The 19,514-nt window shown below is 63.1% G+C and carries 15 protein-coding genes; 10 read left to right on the top strand and 5 right to left on the bottom strand.

Translation table 11 applies throughout. The annotated features are described in order from the left end of the window. Window positions 1–249: 249 nt before the first annotated feature. Window positions 250–1,203: a tyrosine recombinase XerC gene (gene xerC, locus REH34_RS29205; protein WP_226502547.1), complete on the top strand. Its 954-nt coding sequence runs from the start codon at window positions 250–252 to the stop codon at window positions 1,201–1,203. Between the two features lie 85 nt (window positions 1,204–1,288). Here the strand turns inward: xerC and REH34_RS29210 are convergent, their stop codons facing one another. The 3 genes from REH34_RS29210 to mexE are packed head-to-tail and all read right to left on the bottom strand — an operon-like array spanning window position 1,289 to window position 7,236. After that, window positions 1,289–2,797, bottom strand: coding sequence for a TolC family protein (locus REH34_RS29210; protein ID WP_311970177.1), 1,509 nt, complete (start codon window positions 2,795–2,797; stop codon window positions 1,289–1,291). Continuing rightward, the gene (locus tag REH34_RS29215) at window positions 2,797–5,985 is read right to left on the bottom strand and encodes an efflux RND transporter permease subunit (RefSeq protein ID WP_311970178.1); all 3,189 of its coding nucleotides are present in this window, start codon (window positions 5,983–5,985) and stop codon (window positions 2,797–2,799) included. Before REH34_RS29215 ends, REH34_RS29210 begins: the two co-directional genes overlap by 1 nt. A 12-nt stretch (window positions 5,986–5,997) precedes the next feature. Next, window positions 5,998–7,236 (bottom strand): multidrug efflux RND transporter periplasmic adaptor subunit MexE, encoded by a 1,239-nt coding sequence (mexE, locus tag REH34_RS29220; RefSeq protein WP_311970179.1) that lies wholly within the window; start codon window positions 7,234–7,236, stop codon window positions 5,998–6,000. Between the two features lie 366 nt (window positions 7,237–7,602). Here mexE and REH34_RS29225 point away from each other — a divergent pair, with 366 nt between their 5' ends. Then, entirely contained in the window at window positions 7,603–8,535 is a 933-nt protein-coding gene (locus REH34_RS29225) for an AEC family transporter (RefSeq protein ID WP_311970180.1), read from the top strand. Between the two features lie 39 nt (window positions 8,536–8,574). On the opposite strand, the gene REH34_RS29230 is transcribed toward REH34_RS29225, so the two are convergent. Continuing rightward, window positions 8,575–10,116: an EAL domain-containing protein gene (locus REH34_RS29230; RefSeq protein ID WP_311970181.1), complete on the bottom strand. Its 1,542-nt coding sequence runs from the start codon at window positions 10,114–10,116 to the stop codon at window positions 8,575–8,577. A 230-nt stretch (window positions 10,117–10,346) separates the two neighbouring features. Further along, complete coding sequence (locus REH34_RS29235) at window positions 10,347–11,150, bottom strand: CSS-motif domain-containing protein (protein ID WP_311970182.1); 804 nt, start codon at window positions 11,148–11,150, stop codon at window positions 10,347–10,349. Window positions 11,151–11,489: 339 nt separating this feature from the next. Here REH34_RS29235 and REH34_RS29240 point away from each other — a divergent pair, with 339 nt between their 5' ends. The 8 genes from REH34_RS29240 to REH34_RS29275 are packed head-to-tail and all read left to right on the top strand — an operon-like array spanning window position 11,490 to window position 19,505. Further along, window positions 11,490–12,815, top strand: a complete 1,326-nt coding sequence (locus REH34_RS29240; protein WP_311970183.1) for an ABC transporter substrate-binding protein — start codon at window positions 11,490–11,492, stop codon at window positions 12,813–12,815. Beyond that, the gene (locus REH34_RS29245; protein ID WP_311970184.1) at window positions 12,812–13,714 is read left to right on the top strand and encodes a branched-chain amino acid ABC transporter permease; all 903 of its coding nucleotides are present in this window, start codon (window positions 12,812–12,814) and stop codon (window positions 13,712–13,714) included. Before REH34_RS29240 ends, REH34_RS29245 begins: the two co-directional genes overlap by 4 nt. Beyond that, complete coding sequence (locus tag REH34_RS29250; RefSeq protein ID WP_311970185.1) at window positions 13,714–14,670, top strand: branched-chain amino acid ABC transporter permease; 957 nt, start codon at window positions 13,714–13,716, stop codon at window positions 14,668–14,670. Before REH34_RS29245 ends, REH34_RS29250 begins: the two co-directional genes overlap by 1 nt. Beyond that, window positions 14,667–15,407, top strand: coding sequence for an ATP-binding cassette domain-containing protein (locus REH34_RS29255; RefSeq protein WP_311970186.1), 741 nt, complete (start codon window positions 14,667–14,669; stop codon window positions 15,405–15,407). The genes REH34_RS29250 and REH34_RS29255 overlap by 4 nt, the downstream gene beginning before the upstream one ends. A gap of 10 nt (window positions 15,408–15,417) precedes the next feature. Beyond that, the gene (locus REH34_RS29260) at window positions 15,418–16,137 is read left to right on the top strand and encodes an ATP-binding cassette domain-containing protein (protein ID WP_311970187.1); all 720 of its coding nucleotides are present in this window, start codon (window positions 15,418–15,420) and stop codon (window positions 16,135–16,137) included. After that, window positions 16,134–17,567 (top strand): aldehyde dehydrogenase family protein, encoded by a 1,434-nt coding sequence (locus REH34_RS29265; protein ID WP_311970188.1) that lies wholly within the window; start codon window positions 16,134–16,136, stop codon window positions 17,565–17,567. The genes REH34_RS29260 and REH34_RS29265 overlap by 4 nt, the downstream gene beginning before the upstream one ends. Before the next feature lie 37 nt (window positions 17,568–17,604). Further along, window positions 17,605–18,729, top strand: coding sequence for a zinc-dependent alcohol dehydrogenase family protein (locus tag REH34_RS29270; RefSeq protein WP_311970189.1), 1,125 nt, complete (start codon window positions 17,605–17,607; stop codon window positions 18,727–18,729). A 23-nt stretch (window positions 18,730–18,752) separates the two neighbouring features. Further along, complete coding sequence (locus tag REH34_RS29275; RefSeq protein WP_311970190.1) at window positions 18,753–19,505, top strand: SDR family oxidoreductase; 753 nt, start codon at window positions 18,753–18,755, stop codon at window positions 19,503–19,505. Window positions 19,506–19,514 lie beyond the last annotated feature (9 nt).

Below are 19,514 nucleotides of genomic sequence, written 5' to 3' on the forward strand. Positions count from 1 at the left end.
CGATCCCTGCCGTTGCAAAACGCTGACGACCGCGCCCTGGCGTGCCGCCTGCGCCGAACAGGCGGTGCTGCAGAGCAAGCCGTGTGGTGGGTACGTTAGCGAACACGCGAGGTTACCGATGAAATCCTTCGTCAAATCAATCTCATGCAAGCATTATCTCGCCTGATACTTCAACTATAAGACCACTGGCTAGCCAATTGGCCTGCGACGGCTGCTAAACTGCCGCCTTTTGCCGAGAGCGGCCCCGGTTTGCCTGATCACGATTCCCCTCCGTTTGCTGATTTCACACCCCCATCTCCACTGTGCAACCCACTGGTGCAATATTTCGCGCGGCTGGCGCCGAGCAGCCAGTTGACCCTGCGCTATGTGTTGCAGGACGCGGCCGATCGCCTCGGCTTTGCCGACACCGATATCACCGAGGTGCCCTGGCACCTGTTGCAAGCGGCCCACGTCACTGGCCTGGTGGCGGCCCTGCGTGAAGATGGTTATGCGCCAAATACTTCGTCGCTGTACGTCAATGCCATCCGAGGTGTGGTCAATGAGGCCTGGCGCCTTGAACTGGTAGAACACGCCCATTTGCTCAAGATCCGTGCGGTCAAACCCACCCAAGGCGCGCGCCTGGGCAACGGCCGCAATCTCAAGCGCACGCTGATCCGCGACCTGATGGCGGCCTGCGCTGCCGATCCGCGCCCGCAGGGCAAACGCGACGCGGCGGTGATCGCCGTGCTGTACGGCTCCGGGATGCGCAAGTCGGAGTCGGTCAACCTCGACCTCAGCCAGATCGACTTCGCCGAGCGCAGCCTGCGGGTGATCGGCAAGGGCAATCGCGAGTTGCTCAAATATGCCCCGGCCTGGGCGTTCGAAAAGTTGCAGGCATGGCTCGAGTTGCGGCGCAGCGAGTTGCCCCAGGGGCAGGCGGATGATGACTTTCTGTTCAATCGCATCCGCCGAGGCAGTCATATCACCCGGGAACGGATCACCAAGCATGCGATTTATTACATCGCCCGGCAGCGGGGCGCAGAGGTGGGTGTGAAGATCATGCCCCATGACTTTCGCCGTTCGTTCATCACGCGGGTGATCGAGGAGCACGATCTGTCGATCGCGCAGAAGCTGGCGCACCACACCAATATCCAGACCACGGCGGCGTATGACATGCGTGATGACAACGAGCGGCGCCGGGCGGTGGATCGGTATGAGCTGTGAGTCTGCGCAATCTGTACAAGCACGCTCGGCCTCTTCGCGAGTACGCTTCGCTCCCACAGGCGTACACCCGTGGGAGTTCTCCGTTCTAGAGCCGTGCACCTGTGGGAACAAGGCTTGCCTGCGAAGGTGCCGGCGCTGACGCCGCAGCCGTAGCGGCCGGCTGCCAACCCCCACCCAGCGCTTTATAGATCGCCACGATGCCGTGATACAGCTCGATCTCGCCCTGGGCCTGGGCGTCTTCGGCGCTCAGACGTTCGCGCTCGGCATCCAGCAGCACCAGATAATCCACCCCACCTTCGCGGTACTGAATCGAGGCCAGGTCGGCGGCCGCACGGCTCGACTCGCTCTGGCGCATCAGCGAGATCAACCGTTGCTGACGCTTGCCATAGTCGCTGAAGGCATTTTCCGACTCCTCCAACGCCAGCAATACCTGCTGCTCATAGGTCGCCAGGGCGCCCTCGGCATTGGCGTTGGCGCCGCGAATCCGCGCGCGCACGCTGCCCAGGTCGAAGGCCGCCCAGGTAATGCTCGGGCCCAGGCTCCAGGCGTTGGCGGCGCTGGCGCCGATTTGCGAACCGCGTGCCGCGGTAAAACCGAGGAAGCCGCTCAGGCTGACCCGGGGGAACAGGTCGGCAGTGGCCACGCCGATATTGGCGGTGGCGGCGGCTAGCTTGCGCTCGGCACTGCGCACATCCGGGCGGCGGCGCAGCAATTGGCCCGGATCACCGATCGGCAACGCCTTGGCGATCGCCGGCAGTTGCTTGGGGCTCAGGTCCACACTGAGGTGGTCCGGGCGCTCGCCCAGCAAAGTGGCGATGCGATTACGCGCCCGCGCCTGGTCGGCCTGCAGTTGCGGAATCGTCGCTTCTACCCCCGCCAGCCTCGCATCGGCGCGCACCACATCGAGTTGATTGCCGACGCCGGCATCGCGCAGGCTCACGGTAATGGCCCGCGAATCCTGCTGGTTCTTCAGGTTCTCGGCGGCGATATGCTCGCGCAGCTGGGCGCCGCGCAAGTTGCCATAGGCGTCCACCAACTCGGCGATCATGGTGACTTGCAGCTGTTGCAGGTCCGCCAGAGCGACGTCTTCTTCGGCGTTGCTGGCTTCCAGTTGCCGCTGGATACGCCCGAACAGGTCGATCTCCCAGGCCATGTCCAGGCCCAGGTCGTAGCGCTCGATATTGACCCGATCGGTGGTCTGCCCTGGCACCTGGACCTTGCCCAGATCGCTGCTGGCACGGCTGGTGACCACCGGCAGGTTGTCGTTGGCGATGTCGTCACGAATCGCTCGCGCGGCCTTGAGGCGGGCGAAAGCCACACGCAGGTCGCGGTTGTCTTGCACCGATCGAGTGACCAGCGTGTTGAGGGTCGGATCATCGAACTGCTGCCACCAGACGCTCTCGAACCGTGCGTGGTCATAGTGGCTGGCGTCGTTGGCGGCAACGACATTCGCCGCCGCCGTCTCGGGGGTCTTGTAGTCGGGGCCCACAGCGCAAGCGGCCAGTGCCAGCATCAACAGGCTCGGGGCGAAGAGTTTCAGGGCGTTGGAAGTCACGCTACGCACTCGTAAAGTTTGATGTTGAAGGGCGCTCATCAGTGGCTCTCCTGCGCCAATGCGCGGGTATGTTCCGTCCGGGCGGACTTGCGAGCCTGAGCACGTTCGACGTAACGACGAATCAGCACAAAGAACACCGGTGTCAGCAGCAGGCCGAAGAAGGTCACCCCGAGCATCCCGGAGAACACCGCCACACCCATGGCATGACGCATCTCGGCGCCGGCCCCGGTAGAAATCACCAGCGGCACCACTCCCATGATGAAGGCGAACGACGTCATCAGGATCGGTCGCAGCCGCATCCGGCAGGCTTCCAGTACCGCGGCCAGCGGGTCGAGGCCCTCCTGTTGCTTGTCCTTGGCGAACTCGACGATCAGGATCGCGTTCTTGCACGCCAGGCCCACCAGCACGATCAGCCCGATTTGAGTGAAGATGTTGTTGTCGCTACCTGACAGGATCACGCCGGTAATGGCCGACAGCAAGGTCATCGGCACGATCAGGATCACCGCCAGCGGCAGGCTCCAGCTCTCGTATTGCGCGGCCAGCACCAGGAACGCCAGCAGCACGCAGAGCGGGAAGACCAGCAGGGCGGTATTGCCCGAGAGGATCTGTTGATAGGTGATCTCGGTCCATTCGTAGGTCATGCCGTTGGGCAGTTCCTGCTTGAGCAGTTTTTCGACGGCGGCCTGGGCCTGGCCAGAGCTGTAGCCCGGCGCGGCGGCGCCACTGATTTCTGCGGTCACGAAGCCGTTGTAATGCATTACCCGGTCAGGCCCCGAGGTGCTGCCCACCTTGATGAAGGTCGCCAGTGGGACCATCTCGCCCAGGTTGTTGCGCACCTTCAGTTGACCGATCTGCTCAGGGTCAAGACGGAACTGCTGCTCGGCCTGGACATTGACCTGATAGGTGCGGCCGAAGCGGTTGAAGTCGTTCGCATAGAGCGAACCCAGGTACACCTGCAGGGTGTCGAAGATGTCACTGATCGCCACACCGTGGGTCTTGGCTTTCTCGCGGTCGATGCTGGCATCCACTTGCGGAACGTTGACGGTGTAGCTGGTGAACAGCCCGGCGAGTTCCGGCACGCTGCGACTTTTGGCGATGATGTTTTGGGTTTCCTTGTACAGCTCCTCGTAGCCCAGGTTGCCGCGGTCTTCGATTTGCAGGCGGAAACCGCCAATGGTCCCCAGCCCCATGACCGGCGGCGGCGGGAAGATCGCCATGTAGGCGTCCTGAATGGCCGCGTACTTGCCGTTCAGCGCGCCGGCGATGGCGCCCGCCGAAAGGCTCGGGTCCCGGCGCTCGTCGAATGGCTTGAGCGTGACGAACACGATGCCGTTGTTAGGGCTGTTGGTGAAGCCGTTGATCGACAGTCCCGGAAACGCAATGGCGGACTGGACACCCGGTTGCTTGAGCGCGATATCGGACATGCGCTTGATCACGTCCTCCGTGCGGTCCAGGCTCGAGGCATCCGGCAGTTGCGCGAAGGCCACCAGATATTGCTTGTCCTGCGGGGGCACGAAACCGGTGGGAGTGGTGGCGAAGCCGAGATACGTCAGGCCCATCAATCCGGCGTAGACGAACAGGGCAATGCCGCTGCCGCGAATCACTCGACGTACCGCACCCACATACCCATGGCTGGCTTTTTCAAAGACGCGGTTGAAGGGACGAAAGAACCAACCCAACGAGGCATCCAGAAACTTCGAAAACCGATCCTTGGGCGCGTCGTGTCCCTTGAGCAGTACCGCGGAAAGCGCCGGCGACAACGTCAAGGAGTTGAACGCCGAGATGACGGTCGAGATGGCGATGGTCAATGCGAACTGTTTGTAGAACTGCCCGGTGAGCCCGGAGATGAACGCCGCAGGAACGAAGACCGCGCACAGCACCAGCGCCGTCGCGATGATAGGTCCAGTCACCTCGCTCATGGCTTTGCGGGTCGCAGCGACGGGCTCGAGCCCTAGTTCGATGTTGCGCTCGACGTTTTCCACCACGACGATGGCGTCATCCACCACGATACCGATGGCCAGCACCAGGCCGAACAGCGACAGGGCGTTGAGCGAAAAGCCGAACAGGTGCATGACCGCGAAGGTGCCGATCAGCGAGACAGGCACGGCCACCAGGGGAATGATCGAGGCGCGCCAGGTCTGCAGGAACACGATGACCACCACGACCACCAGGATCAACGCTTCGAACAGGGTATGGACCACGGCCTCGATGGACCCGCGCACGAATATCGTCGGATCGTAGGCGATGGCGTAATCCATGCCTTCGGGGAAGTTCTTCTTGAGTTCGGCCATCTTGGCGCGAACATCGTTGGATATTTGAATGGCGTTGGACCCAGGACGCTGGAAGATCGGAATCGCCACCGCAGGCTGATTGTCGAGCAGTGAGCGCAGGGCGTACTGGCTGGAGCCGAGTTCGATGCGGGCGATATCCTTGAGGCGCGTGATCTCTCCATCGGCACCGGCGCGCACCACGATGTTCTCGAATTCTTCTTCGTTGACCAGCCGGCCCTGAGTGTTGATCGACATCTGGAAACTTGTCGCGTTTGGCGCCGGCGGTGCGCCGAGCTGGCCGGCGGCCACCTGGCGGTTCTGTTCACGAATGGCCGTGACCACATCGGTGGCGGTCAAGTTGCGCGAAGCGACCTTGTTCGGGTCCAGCCAGACGCGCAGCGAGTATTCGCCCATGCCGAACAGCTGTACATCACCGATACCGTTCAGGCTCGCCAGCTCATCCTTGATGTTGAGCGTCGCGTAGTTGGACAGGTAAAGCATGTCGTAGCGCTTATCAGGGGAGGTCAGATGGACCACCATGGTCAGGTCTGGCGAGGCCTTGTCGACGGTGATACCGATACGCGTCACTTCTTCAGGCAGCTTGGGTTCGGTACGGGTCACACGGTTCTGTACCTGAACCTGTGCGTTGTCCAGGTCGGTGCCGAGGGCGAAGGTGATGGTCAGGGTCAGCTTGCCGTCGGCAGTCGATTGCGAGGACATGTACAGCATGTGCTCGACACCGGTGATGGCCTGCTCCAGCGGGGCGGCTATGGTTTCACCGATGACCTTGGGGTTGGCGCCGGGGAAGGTGGCGCGCACCACCACGGTCGGCGGTACCACTTCCGGGTACTCGCTGATGGGCAACTGGAACAGCGAGATGCCGCCGGCGATGAGGATCACCAGCGACAACACAGCGGCGAAGATCGGCCGCTTGATGAAGAATTGCGAGAAGTTCATCGGGATGCTTCCTTAACCGCGTGGCGAGGTAACAGCCGCCAGGCGGGGCGCCGGCGAATCGGTCTTGACGGTGGTGCGGGCTTCGAGGGCCTGTTGCTGCTGGGCGAGGGCGGCGAGGGTCGCGTCACTGGCCATCGGTACGTCCTGCGGGGTCACGGTAGAGCCCGGACGTACCCGTTGCAGGCCGTTGACGACAATGCTGTCGCCCTTGACCAGGCCACTGCGTACGATGCGCAGGCCTTCAAGCTTGGGCCCCAGTTCGACTGAGCGGTAAGCGGCCTTGTTGTCCTTGTCCATCACCAGCACGAATTTCTTGCCCAGGTCGGTGCCGACGGCTTCGTCCTTGATCAGCACGGCGTCGTAGGTCTTGCTGCCGACCAGTTTCAGGCGCGCATACAAGCCCGGGGTGTAACTGCCGTCGCTGTTGTCGAACACGGCGCGGCCACGGATGGTGCCGGTGCGCGGGTTGACCTGGTTGTCGACGAAATCCATCTGGCCCAGGTGCGGGTTGCCATCTTCGTTGGACAGGCCCAGGTACACCGGGCTGGTCTGGCTGCGCTGGCCGGCGCGCGACAGCTGGTTGTATTTGAGGAACACGCGCTCGTCGGCGTCGAAGTAGGCATACACCTTTTCGGTCGAGACCAGGGTGGTCAGTGGCGTCTGGTCGGCGGTGACGATGTTGCCAGCGGTGATGGCCGCGCGGCTGACGCGACCGCTGATGGGGGCGGTCACCCGGGTGAAGCTCAGGTTCAGGCGCGCCAGATCGAGTTGCGCCTGGATGGCCGCGACACCGGCGCGGGCTTCCTGGGCGGTGGTGGTGCGCGTTTCCGCCAGCTCGGCAGAAATCGCATTGCTGGCTTTCAGGCGCTCGCCGCGCTGCGCTTCGTTGTCGGTGCGAGCGGCCGTGGCGCGCGCCTGGGCGAGCTGTGCATCCAGACGGTTGACCTCGGCCTGGAACGGGCGCGGATCGATCTGGAACAGCAGGTCGCCTTTTTTCACCAACGCGCCTTCGGTAAAGGCCACCTTGTCGATCTGACCGGATACGCGCGGCCGCACTTCGACGGTTTCCGGCGCTTCGAGGCGGCCGGTGAACTCGTCCCATTCGTTGATCGGCTGCTCCAGCACTTTGGCGACGCTGACCTGGGGTGCAGCTGGGGCCTGAGCAACCTCCGGCGCGCGACCGCAGGCAGTCATGACCACCAGGGCGATGGCCGCGAGAGGAAAACGCAAGTGATTGAAAGACTGTTCCATGTGTGCTGCCCACCGATAGATTGAGAGTGGGCGGATCATGGCTTCGATCATGACCATCGACGAATCGAATGGTTCGAAGATGAATATCACTGTGAATGATAAACATCGAAATAATTGGTTTGAAAACAGTTATTTAGCAAGCTTGCTATCAATTAGGTTGATAACGATGTCGCGGTAGATCGCTCGGCCATTCGCACTGGTCGGCCGCACGCGGCCTCGCTCCATCACCTTTAGCGAGGCGGCTCGCCCTCGAAAAAACCGCTGGAGATACCCCTGCGAGCGCTATATCGTGGACACACCCGTACACAATAATCAAGGGAGCATGGAGGCCACGATTGTCGGCCGCCAGCGCTGAGGGAAGCCCGCTTGCTGGAAGTTCTCGGAATCACCGCACCCATTTTCTGCATCATCGGCATGGGCTACCTGGCCGCCCGTTTTTCCCTGTTGAGCCGTGAACAGATGCGCGGCCTTGGTACATTCGTGATCACCTTCGCCATGCCGGCGCTGGTCATCCGTGCCCTGGCCCTGCGGCCGATTGCCGAAGTCCTCAACCCCCATTACCTGATCGCCTATGTACTGGCGTCATTGGGCTGCCTGGCGGTAGGGCTGGTGGTGTTTCGCAAGCTGCATGGGCACAACCTCAGCAACAGTGCGATCGCTGCCATGGGCATGGGCACCTCCAACAGTGGCTTTATCGGCTATCCGATTGCCCTGATGGCCGTCGGGCCCCAGGCCGGCGTCGCACTGGCTCTCGGCATGATGGTCGAGAACCTGGTGATGATTCCGCTGGCATTGGCGCTCGCCGAGGCGGGTCATCAGGGCGGCGGTTCGACGCTGACGGTGGTCCGTGAAACGTTCAAGCGTCTGTCGCGCAATCCGCTGATCCTGGCGATCATCACCGGAGGTATTCTGTCGATCGCCGAGGTCAAGTTGCCGGTGGTGCCGCTCAAGCTGATCGAAATGCTCTCGATGGCTTCCGCGCCTGTGGCGTTGTTCGTGATCGGCGGCGTGCTGTACGGCACCAAGGTGCGCGGGCAGGTGGGGGAAATCCTGCAGATCGGGGCGGGCAAGCTGATCCTGCATCCGTTGCTGCTCAGCCTCGGCTTCCTGGTACTGGCCGACGTCGAGCCGGCGATGATGACCGCGGGCCTGATCATGGCCAGTGCGCCGATGATGAGCGTGTATCCGATCCTGGGGCAGCGCTTCGGCCTTGAAGGTCGCTGTGCCGCCGCCTTGGTGATCACCACGCTGGCGTCCTTCATTACCATCAGTTTGTTGCTGATCTTCATCAAGCACTAATGGCGGCCTGTAGCGAGGTAGCAAGCCCTCGCTACAGGGTCATGCTTGGGACAACCTGGCGACGAAATCGGCCCCCGACATGGGCTTGGCGTACAGATAGCCTTGCAGGTAATCGACGTTCTGCGCCGCCAGGTACTCACCTTGCTCTGGCGTCTCGACCCCTTCGGCGACTATTTGCAGGTCCAACTTGTGACACAGGTCGATGACGTTATCGAGGATATGCCGCGATAGCGCTTCGACGCCGATCATGGCGACGAAACTCTGGTCGATCTTCAGGCAGTCGATCTTGAACGCCTGCAGATAGGAATGGCTGGAGTGGCCGGTGCCGAAGTCATCCAGGGCGATCTTTACGCCGATTTCATGCAGCTCGGCAAACAGGCGCTGGGTCACGTCGCTGGGCTCAATCAGCTCTCGCTCGGTCAATTCCAGCACCAGCTTGATACTGCCTTCGGGAAACGCGGCGAGGAATTCGCGACAGTCAGCGAGCAGCGTCAGGTCCTGGCAGTGCGCGGCGCTGATGTTGAAGGCCAGGTGGAACTGTTCGCCGAGCCGATGGGCGATGGGGCTGATCAACTGGGCGGTCTGATGCATCAACGAGCGGGTCATGGGGACGATTTCGCCGCAGTCTTCGGCCAGCGGAATGAACAGGTCAGGGCGCACCAACCCTAGATGCGGATGCTGCCAGCGCATCAGGACCTCGGCGCCGGCCCAGTGTTTGTCGGTACTGCGCACCACCGGCTGGAAGTACGGCACGAACTCGGCAGCCAGGAGCGCCCGACGCAGTTCCGCCGGCGGCGAATGCGCGCGCTTGAGCAGCCAGCGACAGACCAGCCCGGCCAACAGGCCGAGGAACAGCAACAGCGCCAGCAGCGCCGGATAGTCGCTGACCATCACTTGCCAGGCGGATCCTGCCGCGAAGCCGGTATGCACGCTGATGGGGTAGCGCGCCGATTGCACGGTGACCGGCGCCATGTCGAACACCGGTAGGGCCTGTTCCTGTACCTGGCCATCGGCTGATAGCCAGTCCGCTCCGACCTGCAGGATCAAGTCGTTATGGCGCCCCAAGGTGTTGAGGGTATTGATCACGTGAGTGCCGTCGACGGCGGCCAGGGCGCTCTGGTCGGGATGCTGCGGGTCGTCGCGGTGGGCGCGGTACAGCAGCACTGCGCGCCCCGGCGTCACGCTGTTGCCGCTGATCAGCGACAGCCGACCGCCGACGTAATCCGCCGCGTTCAAGCGCTCGCGAAAGTCGCCGAACAGCGAGCTGCAATACAGACTGCCGCGCTCGGCAATGAGCGTGGAGCGCACGTAGGGGCGACGGGCAACCTGATCGCGCAACGCCAACTGCGCGTCGGCGCAGGGTGTGCCGGCCAATGGCAACAGCTCGTCGGCGGCACCGGCAACATTGTCGAGGATGCGCTCGATCTGCCCGACGGTTTGAGTGGCGGTCAGTTCTCCCTCGTTGACCAGCGCCCGTTCGGCTTGCCAATAAGTGATCACCAGCCCCAACAACACGGGCACAGCGCCCACGAGCCAAGGCAGCAGGGCATTGCGGCGTGCGGACTTGCGGTTCAAGGGCATAGGCATACACCAGCAGTGCAACAAGGCGGGGGAGCGGACGTCGGCCATGGCCAGGCGCGATTACGTCTTGGTCCGGGTGAGACAGCTCGATGCATGATAGCCACAAACAGGCGTGGGGGTTACTCGCAGGACTGTCAGGTTGTCGCCGATGGGTAAATGTGCAGAGGAGGGGCCGGCCTTGCGCGCCGCAAGCCCACCCGCGAAGGCAGGCAGGCGGTCTGGATCGGTGTTTAGCGTTGCCCGCGAGGCAGGCGTGACAGCCAATGGCACACGCCGGCGGTAATGACGCCCAACAGCAGCAGCGTGCCGAACATGGGAAATGCCTGGGCCTTGAAGGCCTTGGTCACTTCATTCGGGCCATAACCACTGTGGATGGTGTAGCCGTAGTGCGCCGACACCTGCACTGCATGATGATCGCCATGGTCGTCGAAGTCATAAGTCGATATCCGTCCCTCGGGATCGAGAAACAGCCCGTTGTGTTCGAGCAGCACGGTGGCACCGTTGCGGGCGTGGGCGAGGTTTTCGCCCAGTACCAGAGCATCGATCACGGCGTTGACACTGTTGCGCCCCTCGAACCGGCGAAACAGCAACGAAGGTTGTTCAGGCATCGAAGTGCTGGCAGTGCGCAGAATCAATTTGCTGGTCGAGTTCATATCCGGGGTTACAGGGCGAGTGAACTCGCCGAGTTCGCTGCCGCAATACAGGCGTTCGCTGTCGCCCATCACGATCGAGCGTACCGAGGGGTAGCCCACTACCAGGCGGCGCATCGGCTCGAGGATGGCGCTGCACTCCTGTCCCGCCAGGGAGAAGGCGCGTGCGGTCACGTCGTCGGCGCGTTCGAGGGTTCGGTCGATGTTGGCGATAGCCCGTTGTCCGGCCGCCAGGCTGTCGCGCATCAATGAGCGATCGACCTGCCAATAGAGGATCAGCATGCCGCTGATGACCGGGATCAGCCCTACAAGCGCAGACAGCAGCAAGGGCTTCAATTTGAAGGTACGGGCGGATCTGGGGTGTTGGGGGCGATGCTGAGTCATGGAGGCAATCCCTTGCTGATGAATGGCGGCTGCCGGGAGGGGGCGGCGCGGACGACTCAGGCTAAGGAATCGCAGCCGCTAGCATCCTTCCGCGAAGGGACAGTACTTGTGGGCTTTTTCATCAGGGTAGGTAGGAATGTGAGTTGGTTACCTGCAGTGGCGGCGCACTGCGCGCTCGCCTGATCCTGTGGCGTTAGTGCATCGCAGCATTCGGCAACGCCGAACGCCGGGTTATTGATTTAAAGATTCACAACATACGGGGCCCTCGTCACTCTGCTGGAGGACTACGCTTCAAGACGTACGCTTTTCAACAAAAACAATAGCCGAAAGGGCAAAGCCATGTTCAAGCGCAAAGCAATGACTGCGGGTCTGTTCGCGTTCTCTTTATGCTCATTCACGTTAGGCTGCCTCGCCAGCTCAAGCGTACAGGCCGCCGAAAAGCCTGCCAGCTTGCCCATCGGCATCACCACGTTCATGTCCGGCCCGGCCTCGGTGTTCGGCATGCCGGCCAGGGAAGCCGCGCAAATTTACCTTGACGAACTCAATGCTGGCGGTGGTATCGACGGCGTCCAGGTCACGCCCATCTACATCGACGAAGGCGTAGGGGGTGACCGGTTGTTGTCCGAGTACCGGCGCGTGGTCCAGGAGCAAGGCGCCCAGATCATGTTGGCGTCGATCTCCAGCGGCAACTGCAACACGCTGGCCCCGGTTGCCGAAGACCTCAAGGTGGTCAACATCCTGTGGGACTGCGGCACCGAGAAGGCCATTGAAGGCCATCAATACCAGTACATCGTTCGCAGTCAGGCCAACGCCGTGACCGAAATGGTCGCCAGCGTCCTCTATCTGCTGAAGATGAAACCGGACTTCAAGACCATCGCCGTGGTCAACCAGGACTACGCCTGGGGTCGCGACTCGTGGGATATCTTCCAGACCACCCTCAAGGCCCTCAAGCCCGACGTGCAGGTGGTCGCCGAGCTGTTTCCCAAGTTCGGTGCTTCGGATTTTTCCGCCGAAGTCAGCCGCCTGCAAGTGTTGCGTCCGGACGTCGTGCTGAGCACTTCCTGGGGGGGCGATCTGGACACCTTCGTGCGTCAGGCGAGCCAGCGTGGCTTGCTGAAGAATTCGCAGTTCTTCCTCGCCCTGGGCGAGTCTTCGCTTGAGCGCCTGGGCAACAGTCTGCCCGATGGCGTGCTGATCGGCGCCCGCGGCGATCACTACTTCCTTGAACCGCGCTATATCAATGACCCTAAACACAGGGCCTTCGTCGATAAATACCGGGCCAAGACCGGTGTCTACCCGATCTATTCGGTGTACCACATGGTGCAGGCGCTGGATGCAATGACTGCCGCCTACAAAAAAGCCATCGTCGCCAATAACGGCCAGTGGCCGGATGAGGAGCAACTAGCCAAGGCCTTTCGTGGGCTGGAGTTCCGCGGCCTGACCGCCCCCGTGACTATCCGCCCCGAAGATGGCCAAGGCCTGGAAGACCAACTGTTCGGCATGACCACCAGCAGCCCCGACTACAGATTCAAAGTCCTCAAGAACATCATGATCGTGCCGGCCGCCCTGGTGACCACCCCAGCGGGCGAGTCGACCCCGACGTGGCTGAAAACCCTGACACCGGCGCTGCTCGACAAAGTCAGCCTGCTGGATAAACAGCCATGACCCGCGACATCTTCATGCTGGCGCTGCTCGATGGGGTGTCGTATGCGGGGTTGTTGTTTCTGGTGGCGCTGGGGCTGACCTTCATCTTTGGCGTGGTGCGCATCCTCAACGTCGCCCATGGCAGCCTGTATGCCTGCGGCGGCTATGCGGCGGCGTCGCTGGGCGTGTGGCTGGGGCAGGGCGGTGATTCGCTGGCTGCCTCGCTGACGGCGCTGATCGGTGGCGCACTGCTGGTCGGGGTGGTCCTCGGCACCGTGCTGATGCTGTTGCTGCGGCGCTTTCAGGACCGCGACCCGATTCTGCAACTGCTGGTCACCTTCGGCGCCTTCATGATCTTCGAAGACCTGCAGCGGATGATCTGGGGCACCCAGCCGTATTTCGTCTCCGACGTCGTCAATCAGATGGGCACCTCGCAGCTGCTGGGCGTGGTGTACATGAACTACCAGCTGATGTTCGTGCCGGGCGCAGCCATTGCCGTGTACCTGCTGCTGCAGTGGTTCTTGCGGCGCACTCTCATCGGCCGGCAGATCGTTGCGGTCACCCATGATCGCGAAGTGGCCACCGCCATGGGCATCAATGCCAAGCGTATCGCCTACCTGACTTTCGTGGTCGGCGCCATGCTCGGCTCGCTGGGGGGCGCATTGGCCTCGCCGACCACCTCACTGGTGCCCGGCATCGGGGCCGACATGATCGTGCTGTCGTTCGCCGTGGTCGCCAGTGCCGGGCTCGGGCAGATCTCCGGCGCACTGATCGTTGCGCTGATGATCGGCCTGTCGCGGTCCTTCTGCGTGTACCTGATGCCCGAGCTCGAGGTAGTGATGCCTTACGTGATCATGGTGCTGGTGCTGCTGATCCGCCCGCAAGGGCTGTTCACCGTGGCGCAGGCGAGGAGGATCTGATGCGAACCACTCTGTATGGGGCGATTGCGCTGAGCGGTGTCGTACTGGGCCTGGCGGCGGCTTTCCCGTGGCTGAAGCTGCCGCTGATCCTGGCGCTGTGCTATGGCCTGGCGGCGTTGGGTATCGTCGTGCTCCTGCGGGCCGGGCAGATCTCTTTCGGTCACGCCATGTACGCCTGCATCTCGGGCTACACGGTGGCGTACCTGAGCGTGCGCTATCCCGGCCTCGACGGATTTGCGTTGATCGCGCTCGGTACCCTGGCCAGCGTGGTGGCCGGCATGCTCATTGGCGCGTTTGTAGTGCGCTACCGGGAGATCTTCTTCGGCATGCTCAATCTGGCGCTGTCGATGGTGCTGTTCACTCTGCTGGGCAAGTTCTACGCCTACACGGGCGGTACCGATGGCCTGCGCGTGGCGCGGCCGACCCTGTTGGGCTTCGACCTCGCCCGCAACGGCTTCGAAACCGCCCTGCTGGTGCTGGTGCTGGTTTGCGCGGTGCTGGTGATCTGGGGCGTACAGCGGTATCTGCGCTCCAGCGCCGGTGAAGCGCTGATGGCGATGAAAAGCAACGAAACGCGCCTCGAATACCTGGGCATCAGTGCCAGGAAGCTGTTGTGGCAGGGCTACGTACTGTCGGCCGGGCTGTGCGGTCTGTCGGGTTCGTTGTTTGGCCTGTCGCAAGGGCTGGTGACCCCGGAGATGGGCTACTGGCTGCGTTCCGGCGAATTCGTCTTCATCGCCATTCTGGGCGGCTCGGGCCATGCACTGGGCGCGTTCGTCGGCGCCTTGCTTTACGAGTTCCTGAAGATGTACGCGGCGGTGCTGGTCAGCGGTGCCTGGCAGTTGCTGGTGGGCGCGACCTTGATCGTGATCATCTATTTTTTGCCCTCCGGCCTCAGTGGGCTGTTGCACAAACGCCGTGCGGCTCGCCGCGAATCCTTGGAGGGTGAGTCATGAGTGCGCTCCTGCAGACCCGCGGCTTGACGCTGGCGTTCGGTGGCCTGGTGGTCGCCAACGGCATCGACTTCAGCCTCGAAGAGGGCGAGCGCCTGGCCGTGATCGGCCAGAACGGCGCCGGCAAGACCACCTTCATCAATATCTGCACCGGGCTGATTCGGCCCACTGCAGGCAACGTCAGCTTTGCCGGCAATGACATCACCGGGCAGTCACCGCGGCGCATCGTGCGCCAGGGCATGGCGCGCTCGTTTCAATTACCCCAGCTGTTTCTTGAGCACAATGTGCGCCAGTGCCTGGAGCTGGCGGGCATGGCACGCCAACCACGGCTGCCATTCTGGCGACCGTTAGAGCGCAGCGCCGACGCCGTGGCGGTGGACCGCGTGCTCGAACTGGTGAGCCTGCGCGAGCGCGAACACGAGCCGGTCAGCAACTTGCCGGAAGGCCAGCGCAAGCTGCTCGATGTGGCCATGTCGCTGATGCTGCAGCCGCGCCTGTTGATCATGGACGAGCCCACCAGCGGCGTGTCCAGCGAAGAAAAGCACGGGATCATGGAGATCCTCATGCGCGCCCTGGACGAACAGCGGGTCACGGCCATCTTCGTCGAGCACGACGTCGATATCGTGCGCCGCTACGCCACCCGCGTCGCGGCCTGGATCAGCGGTGGCATCGCCGCCGACGGCACGCCGGACGTAGTGCTTGCCGACCCCACTGTGCAACGCCAGGTGCTGGGCATCTGAGGAGCTGAACATGCTGCACTTCGACACTATCAGCGCCGACATCGTCAAAGTCCCGGTGCTGCGTAACATCCAGGCCGAGCTGCCACCGGGCAGCATCATTGCCGTCGTGGGCTGCAACGGTGCCGGCAAGACTACGCTGCTGCGGGCGATCATGGGCTTCGTCAAGCTGCGCAGCGGGCGGATTCTGTTCGACGGCACTGATCTGGCCAGCGTGCCGGCACATAATCGCACGCGTCTGGGCATCGGCTATGCGCCCCAGGAACGGGTGATGTTCCCGAGCCTGACGGTAGAAGAAAACCTGCGTTTGCCCTGCCAAGTCAGCGGCTTCAAGAAAGCAGCCGTCGACGAGCGCCTGAGCATGACGTTGGAAGTGGTCCCGCAACTCAAGGACATGCTTGCGCGCTCCTGCGCGGCACTGTCCGGCGGCCAGGGCAAGATCGCCGCCCTGGGCCGGGCGCTGATGATCGGTACGCGCCTGGTGCTGCTCGACGAACCATTCCAGGGCCTGGCCCCGGCCTTGGCCAATCAGTACAGCGAAGCCCTCAAGCGCCTGCAGCAGACCCAGCCACAGCTGTGCATCCTGGTGACCGAATCCAACGCCAGCCTGCTCAAGGATGTGCCCGATCGCACACTGCATATCGAACGTGGCGCACTGCTGCCCGAACAGCCGAAGGCGCCATCGCGCCCCGATCAACCGTTTTCTTCCCTGAGCCTGGAGGCTTACTCATGAGCAAGCTGTTTATCGGCGGTCAGTGGCACGTGGCATCCAGCCAAGACAGCATCCCGGTGTTCGCACCCGCCACGGGCGAACAATACGCAACCATCGGCCGTGGTCAGGCCGAGGACATCGACCTTGCCGTCAAGGCTGCCCGCGCGGCGCTGGCGGGCGAGTGGGGCAGGCTGAGCGCCACCGAACGCGGCCGGACCCTGACCCGTATCGGCGTCAAGATCCTCGATCACATTGATGAACTGGCCGGGATCGAAGCCAAGGACACCGGCAAGCCGCTGGCCCTGGCACGCAAGGACATCGAAGCGCTGGCGCGTTACTTCGAGTTTTACGGCGGCGCTGCCGACAAGGTCCACGGTGAAGTCCTGCCGTATCTGCCGGGCTACTCGGTAACCGTGCAGCGCGAGCCGTTCGGCGTAGTCGGCCACATCATTCCGTGGAACTACCCGGCGCAGATGCTTGGCCGCACGCTGGGCCCGGCGTTGGCCATGGGTAACACCTCGGTGGTCAAACCGGCCGAAGATGCCTGCCTGACCTCATTGCGCGTCGCCGAACTGGCGGTCGAGGCCGGCTTGCCCGCCGGCGTGCTCAACATCGTCACCGGCTATGGGCGCGAGGCAGGTGCAGCTTTGGCCGAGCATCCGGGCATCAACCTGATCACCTTTACTGGCTCGCCACAGGTTGGCACGGCCATCCAGACCGCCGCAGCGAAGAACTACGTCAAATGCGTGCTGGAGCTGGGCGGCAAGTCACCACAAGTGGTGTTTGCCGATGCCGATCTCGATAAAGCGGTGCCCATCATCGTCGGCGCGATCATCCAGAACGCCGGGCAGACCTGTTCGGCGGGCAGCCGCTTGCTGATTCAACGCGAGGTGTTCGACGAGGTGGTCGCCCGCGTCGCCGAGCGTTTTTGCCAGATGCGTGTCGGCGCCCCGGACAGCGCGCCGGACTGCGGGCCGATCATCACCAAAGCGCAGTTCGGCCGGGTCAACGAGTTCGTCGCCTATTGCCGCGATTCCGGGCTGCCGGTGCTGGCCGAGGGCATCCTCGATGCCGAGCTGCCCAGCGCGGGGTACTACGTGCGGCCGATGATGTTCGGGCCCGTGCCCAGAGACCATCGCCTGGCCCGCGAAGAAGTTTTCGGGCCGGTGCTGGCGGTGCTGCCTTTCGATGATGAAGACGATGCCGTGGCCCTGGCCAACGGCACCGAATACGGCCTGGTGGCGGCGATCTGGACCGAGAACGGTGCGCGCCAGCAGCGGCTGTCACGGCGCCTCGAAGGCGGGCAGGTGTTCATCAACTGCTACGGCGCCGGAGGCGGTGTGGAGCTGCCGTTCGGTGGTATCCGCAAAAGTGGCCATGGTCGCGAAAAAGGCTTTATGGCGCTGGAAGAATTCAGCCTGACCAAAACGGTCGTCAGCCACCACGGGTGACAGCGATTATTCGAATGCATCAGAGCAGGAGCCTTGAATGAAAATCAGAGCTGCGGTACTTCGCGAATCGGGCCTGTCGGCGCCGTTTGCGCACAGCCGACCCTTGCACATCACCGAACTGGACCTGGCGCCGCCGGGGCCGGGGGAGGTGAAAGTGAAGATGATCGCCGCCGGGTTGTGCCATTCCGATCTGTCGGTGATTACCGGTGTGCGTCCCCGACCGCTGCCCATGGCCTTGGGGCATGAAGCCAGCGCACAGGTGGTGGAAGTCGGCGCCGGGGTACGGAACGTGCGGGTCGGGCAGACGGTTGTGCTGGTGTTCGTGCCCAGCTGCGGGCATTGCGTGCCGTGCATGGAGGGCCGCCCGGCGTTGTGCGAGCCGGGTGCCGAAGCCAATGGCAAGGGCGAGATGCTTGAGGGTGGCTATCGCCTGAGCGCGGCGGGCAGTCATGTCAGCCATCACTGCGGGGTCTCGGCGTTCGCCGATCACGCTGTGGTGAGTGCGCGTTCGTGCATCCCTGTCGACGACAGCATCGATCCGGTCGAGGCCGCGGTATTCGGCTGTGCCGTACTCACCGGGGTGGGCGCGGTGGTCAATACCGGCAAGGTCACGCCAGGGGCGTCGGCATTGATCGTCGGCCTGGGCGGTGTAGGTTTGAGCGCCTTGCTGGGCGCCAGGGCGGCCGGTGCCCATCCGCTGATCGCGGTGGACGTACAGGCCTCCAAACTGGAATTGGCGTTGTCCCTGGGCGCTACCGCTGCGGTCAACGCCCGGGACCCGGACGCCGTGGCGCAGATCCGCGAGCTGACCCGCGGCGGTGTGGATTTCGCCTTCGAGTTCGCCGGTTCCGTACCCGCCATGGAGCTGGCCTACGGTGCTACCCGGCGCGGTGGCACCACGGTCACCGCCGGGTTGCCTCGCCCCGACGATCGCTGGCCCCTGCAACAGCTCAGCCTGACGGCCGAGGAGCGCACGGTGAAGGGCAGTTACATCGGTTCCTGCATACCGGCCCGCGACGTGCCGCGCTACCTGGGTTTGTACCGCAGCGGCGCCTTGCCGGTGGACCGTCTGATCGGCCGCAAGCTGGCGCTCGAAGACATCAACGAAGGTTTCGACGGGCTGGCCAGTGGCAACAGCCTGCGCGACCTGATCGTGTTCTAGAACCTCTTTTTCCGGAGAACAACATGGCTCAACTACAAGACAAGATCGCCATCGTCACCGGTGCCGCGAGTGGTTTCGGCGCCGGTATCGCTCGGTTATACATTGCCGAAGGTGCCAAGGTGATCCTCGCCGACATCAACGCCGAGGCGGCCGAGCGCCTGGCCACCGAGCTGGGTAGCAACGCCCGCGCGGTGCGCTGCGACGTGACGCAGGGCGATCAGGTTCAAGCGGCGGTCGAGTTCTGCGCTGGCGTCTTCGGGGCGCCGGACATCGTCGTCAACAATGCTGGCACCACCCACCGCAACCAGCCGCTGATGGACGTCGACGAGAAGACCTTCGACCGGGTGTTCGACGTCAACGTCAAATCGATCTTTCACATGGTCAAAGCGGTGGTGCCGTTGATGCGTCAGCGTGGCAGCGGCTCGATCATCAACGTCGGCTCGGTGGCGGGCATTCGGCCACGGCCGGGGCTGACCTGGTACAACGGCTCCAAGGGCGCAGTGAATCTGCTGTCCAAGTCCCTGGCCGTGGAGTTGGGGCCCGATGGGATCCGGGTCAACAATATCTGCCCGGTGATGGGCGAGACGGCGTTGCTGGAGGATTTCATGGGCGTGCCGGACACCCCGCAGAACCGTGCGCGGTTCATTGCGACCATTCCGTTGGGGCGTCTGTCGACGCCTGCGGATGTGGCAGCGGTGGCGCTGTTTCTGGCCAGCGACGCCGCAGCGTTCCTCAATGGCGTCGAGCTGCCGGTGGATGGTGGGCGGGTGGTTTGAGGCAGATTC

This window comes from Pseudomonas baltica (assembly GCF_031880315.1).
Taxonomy (GTDB): Bacteria; Pseudomonadota; Gammaproteobacteria; order Pseudomonadales; family Pseudomonadaceae; genus Aquipseudomonas.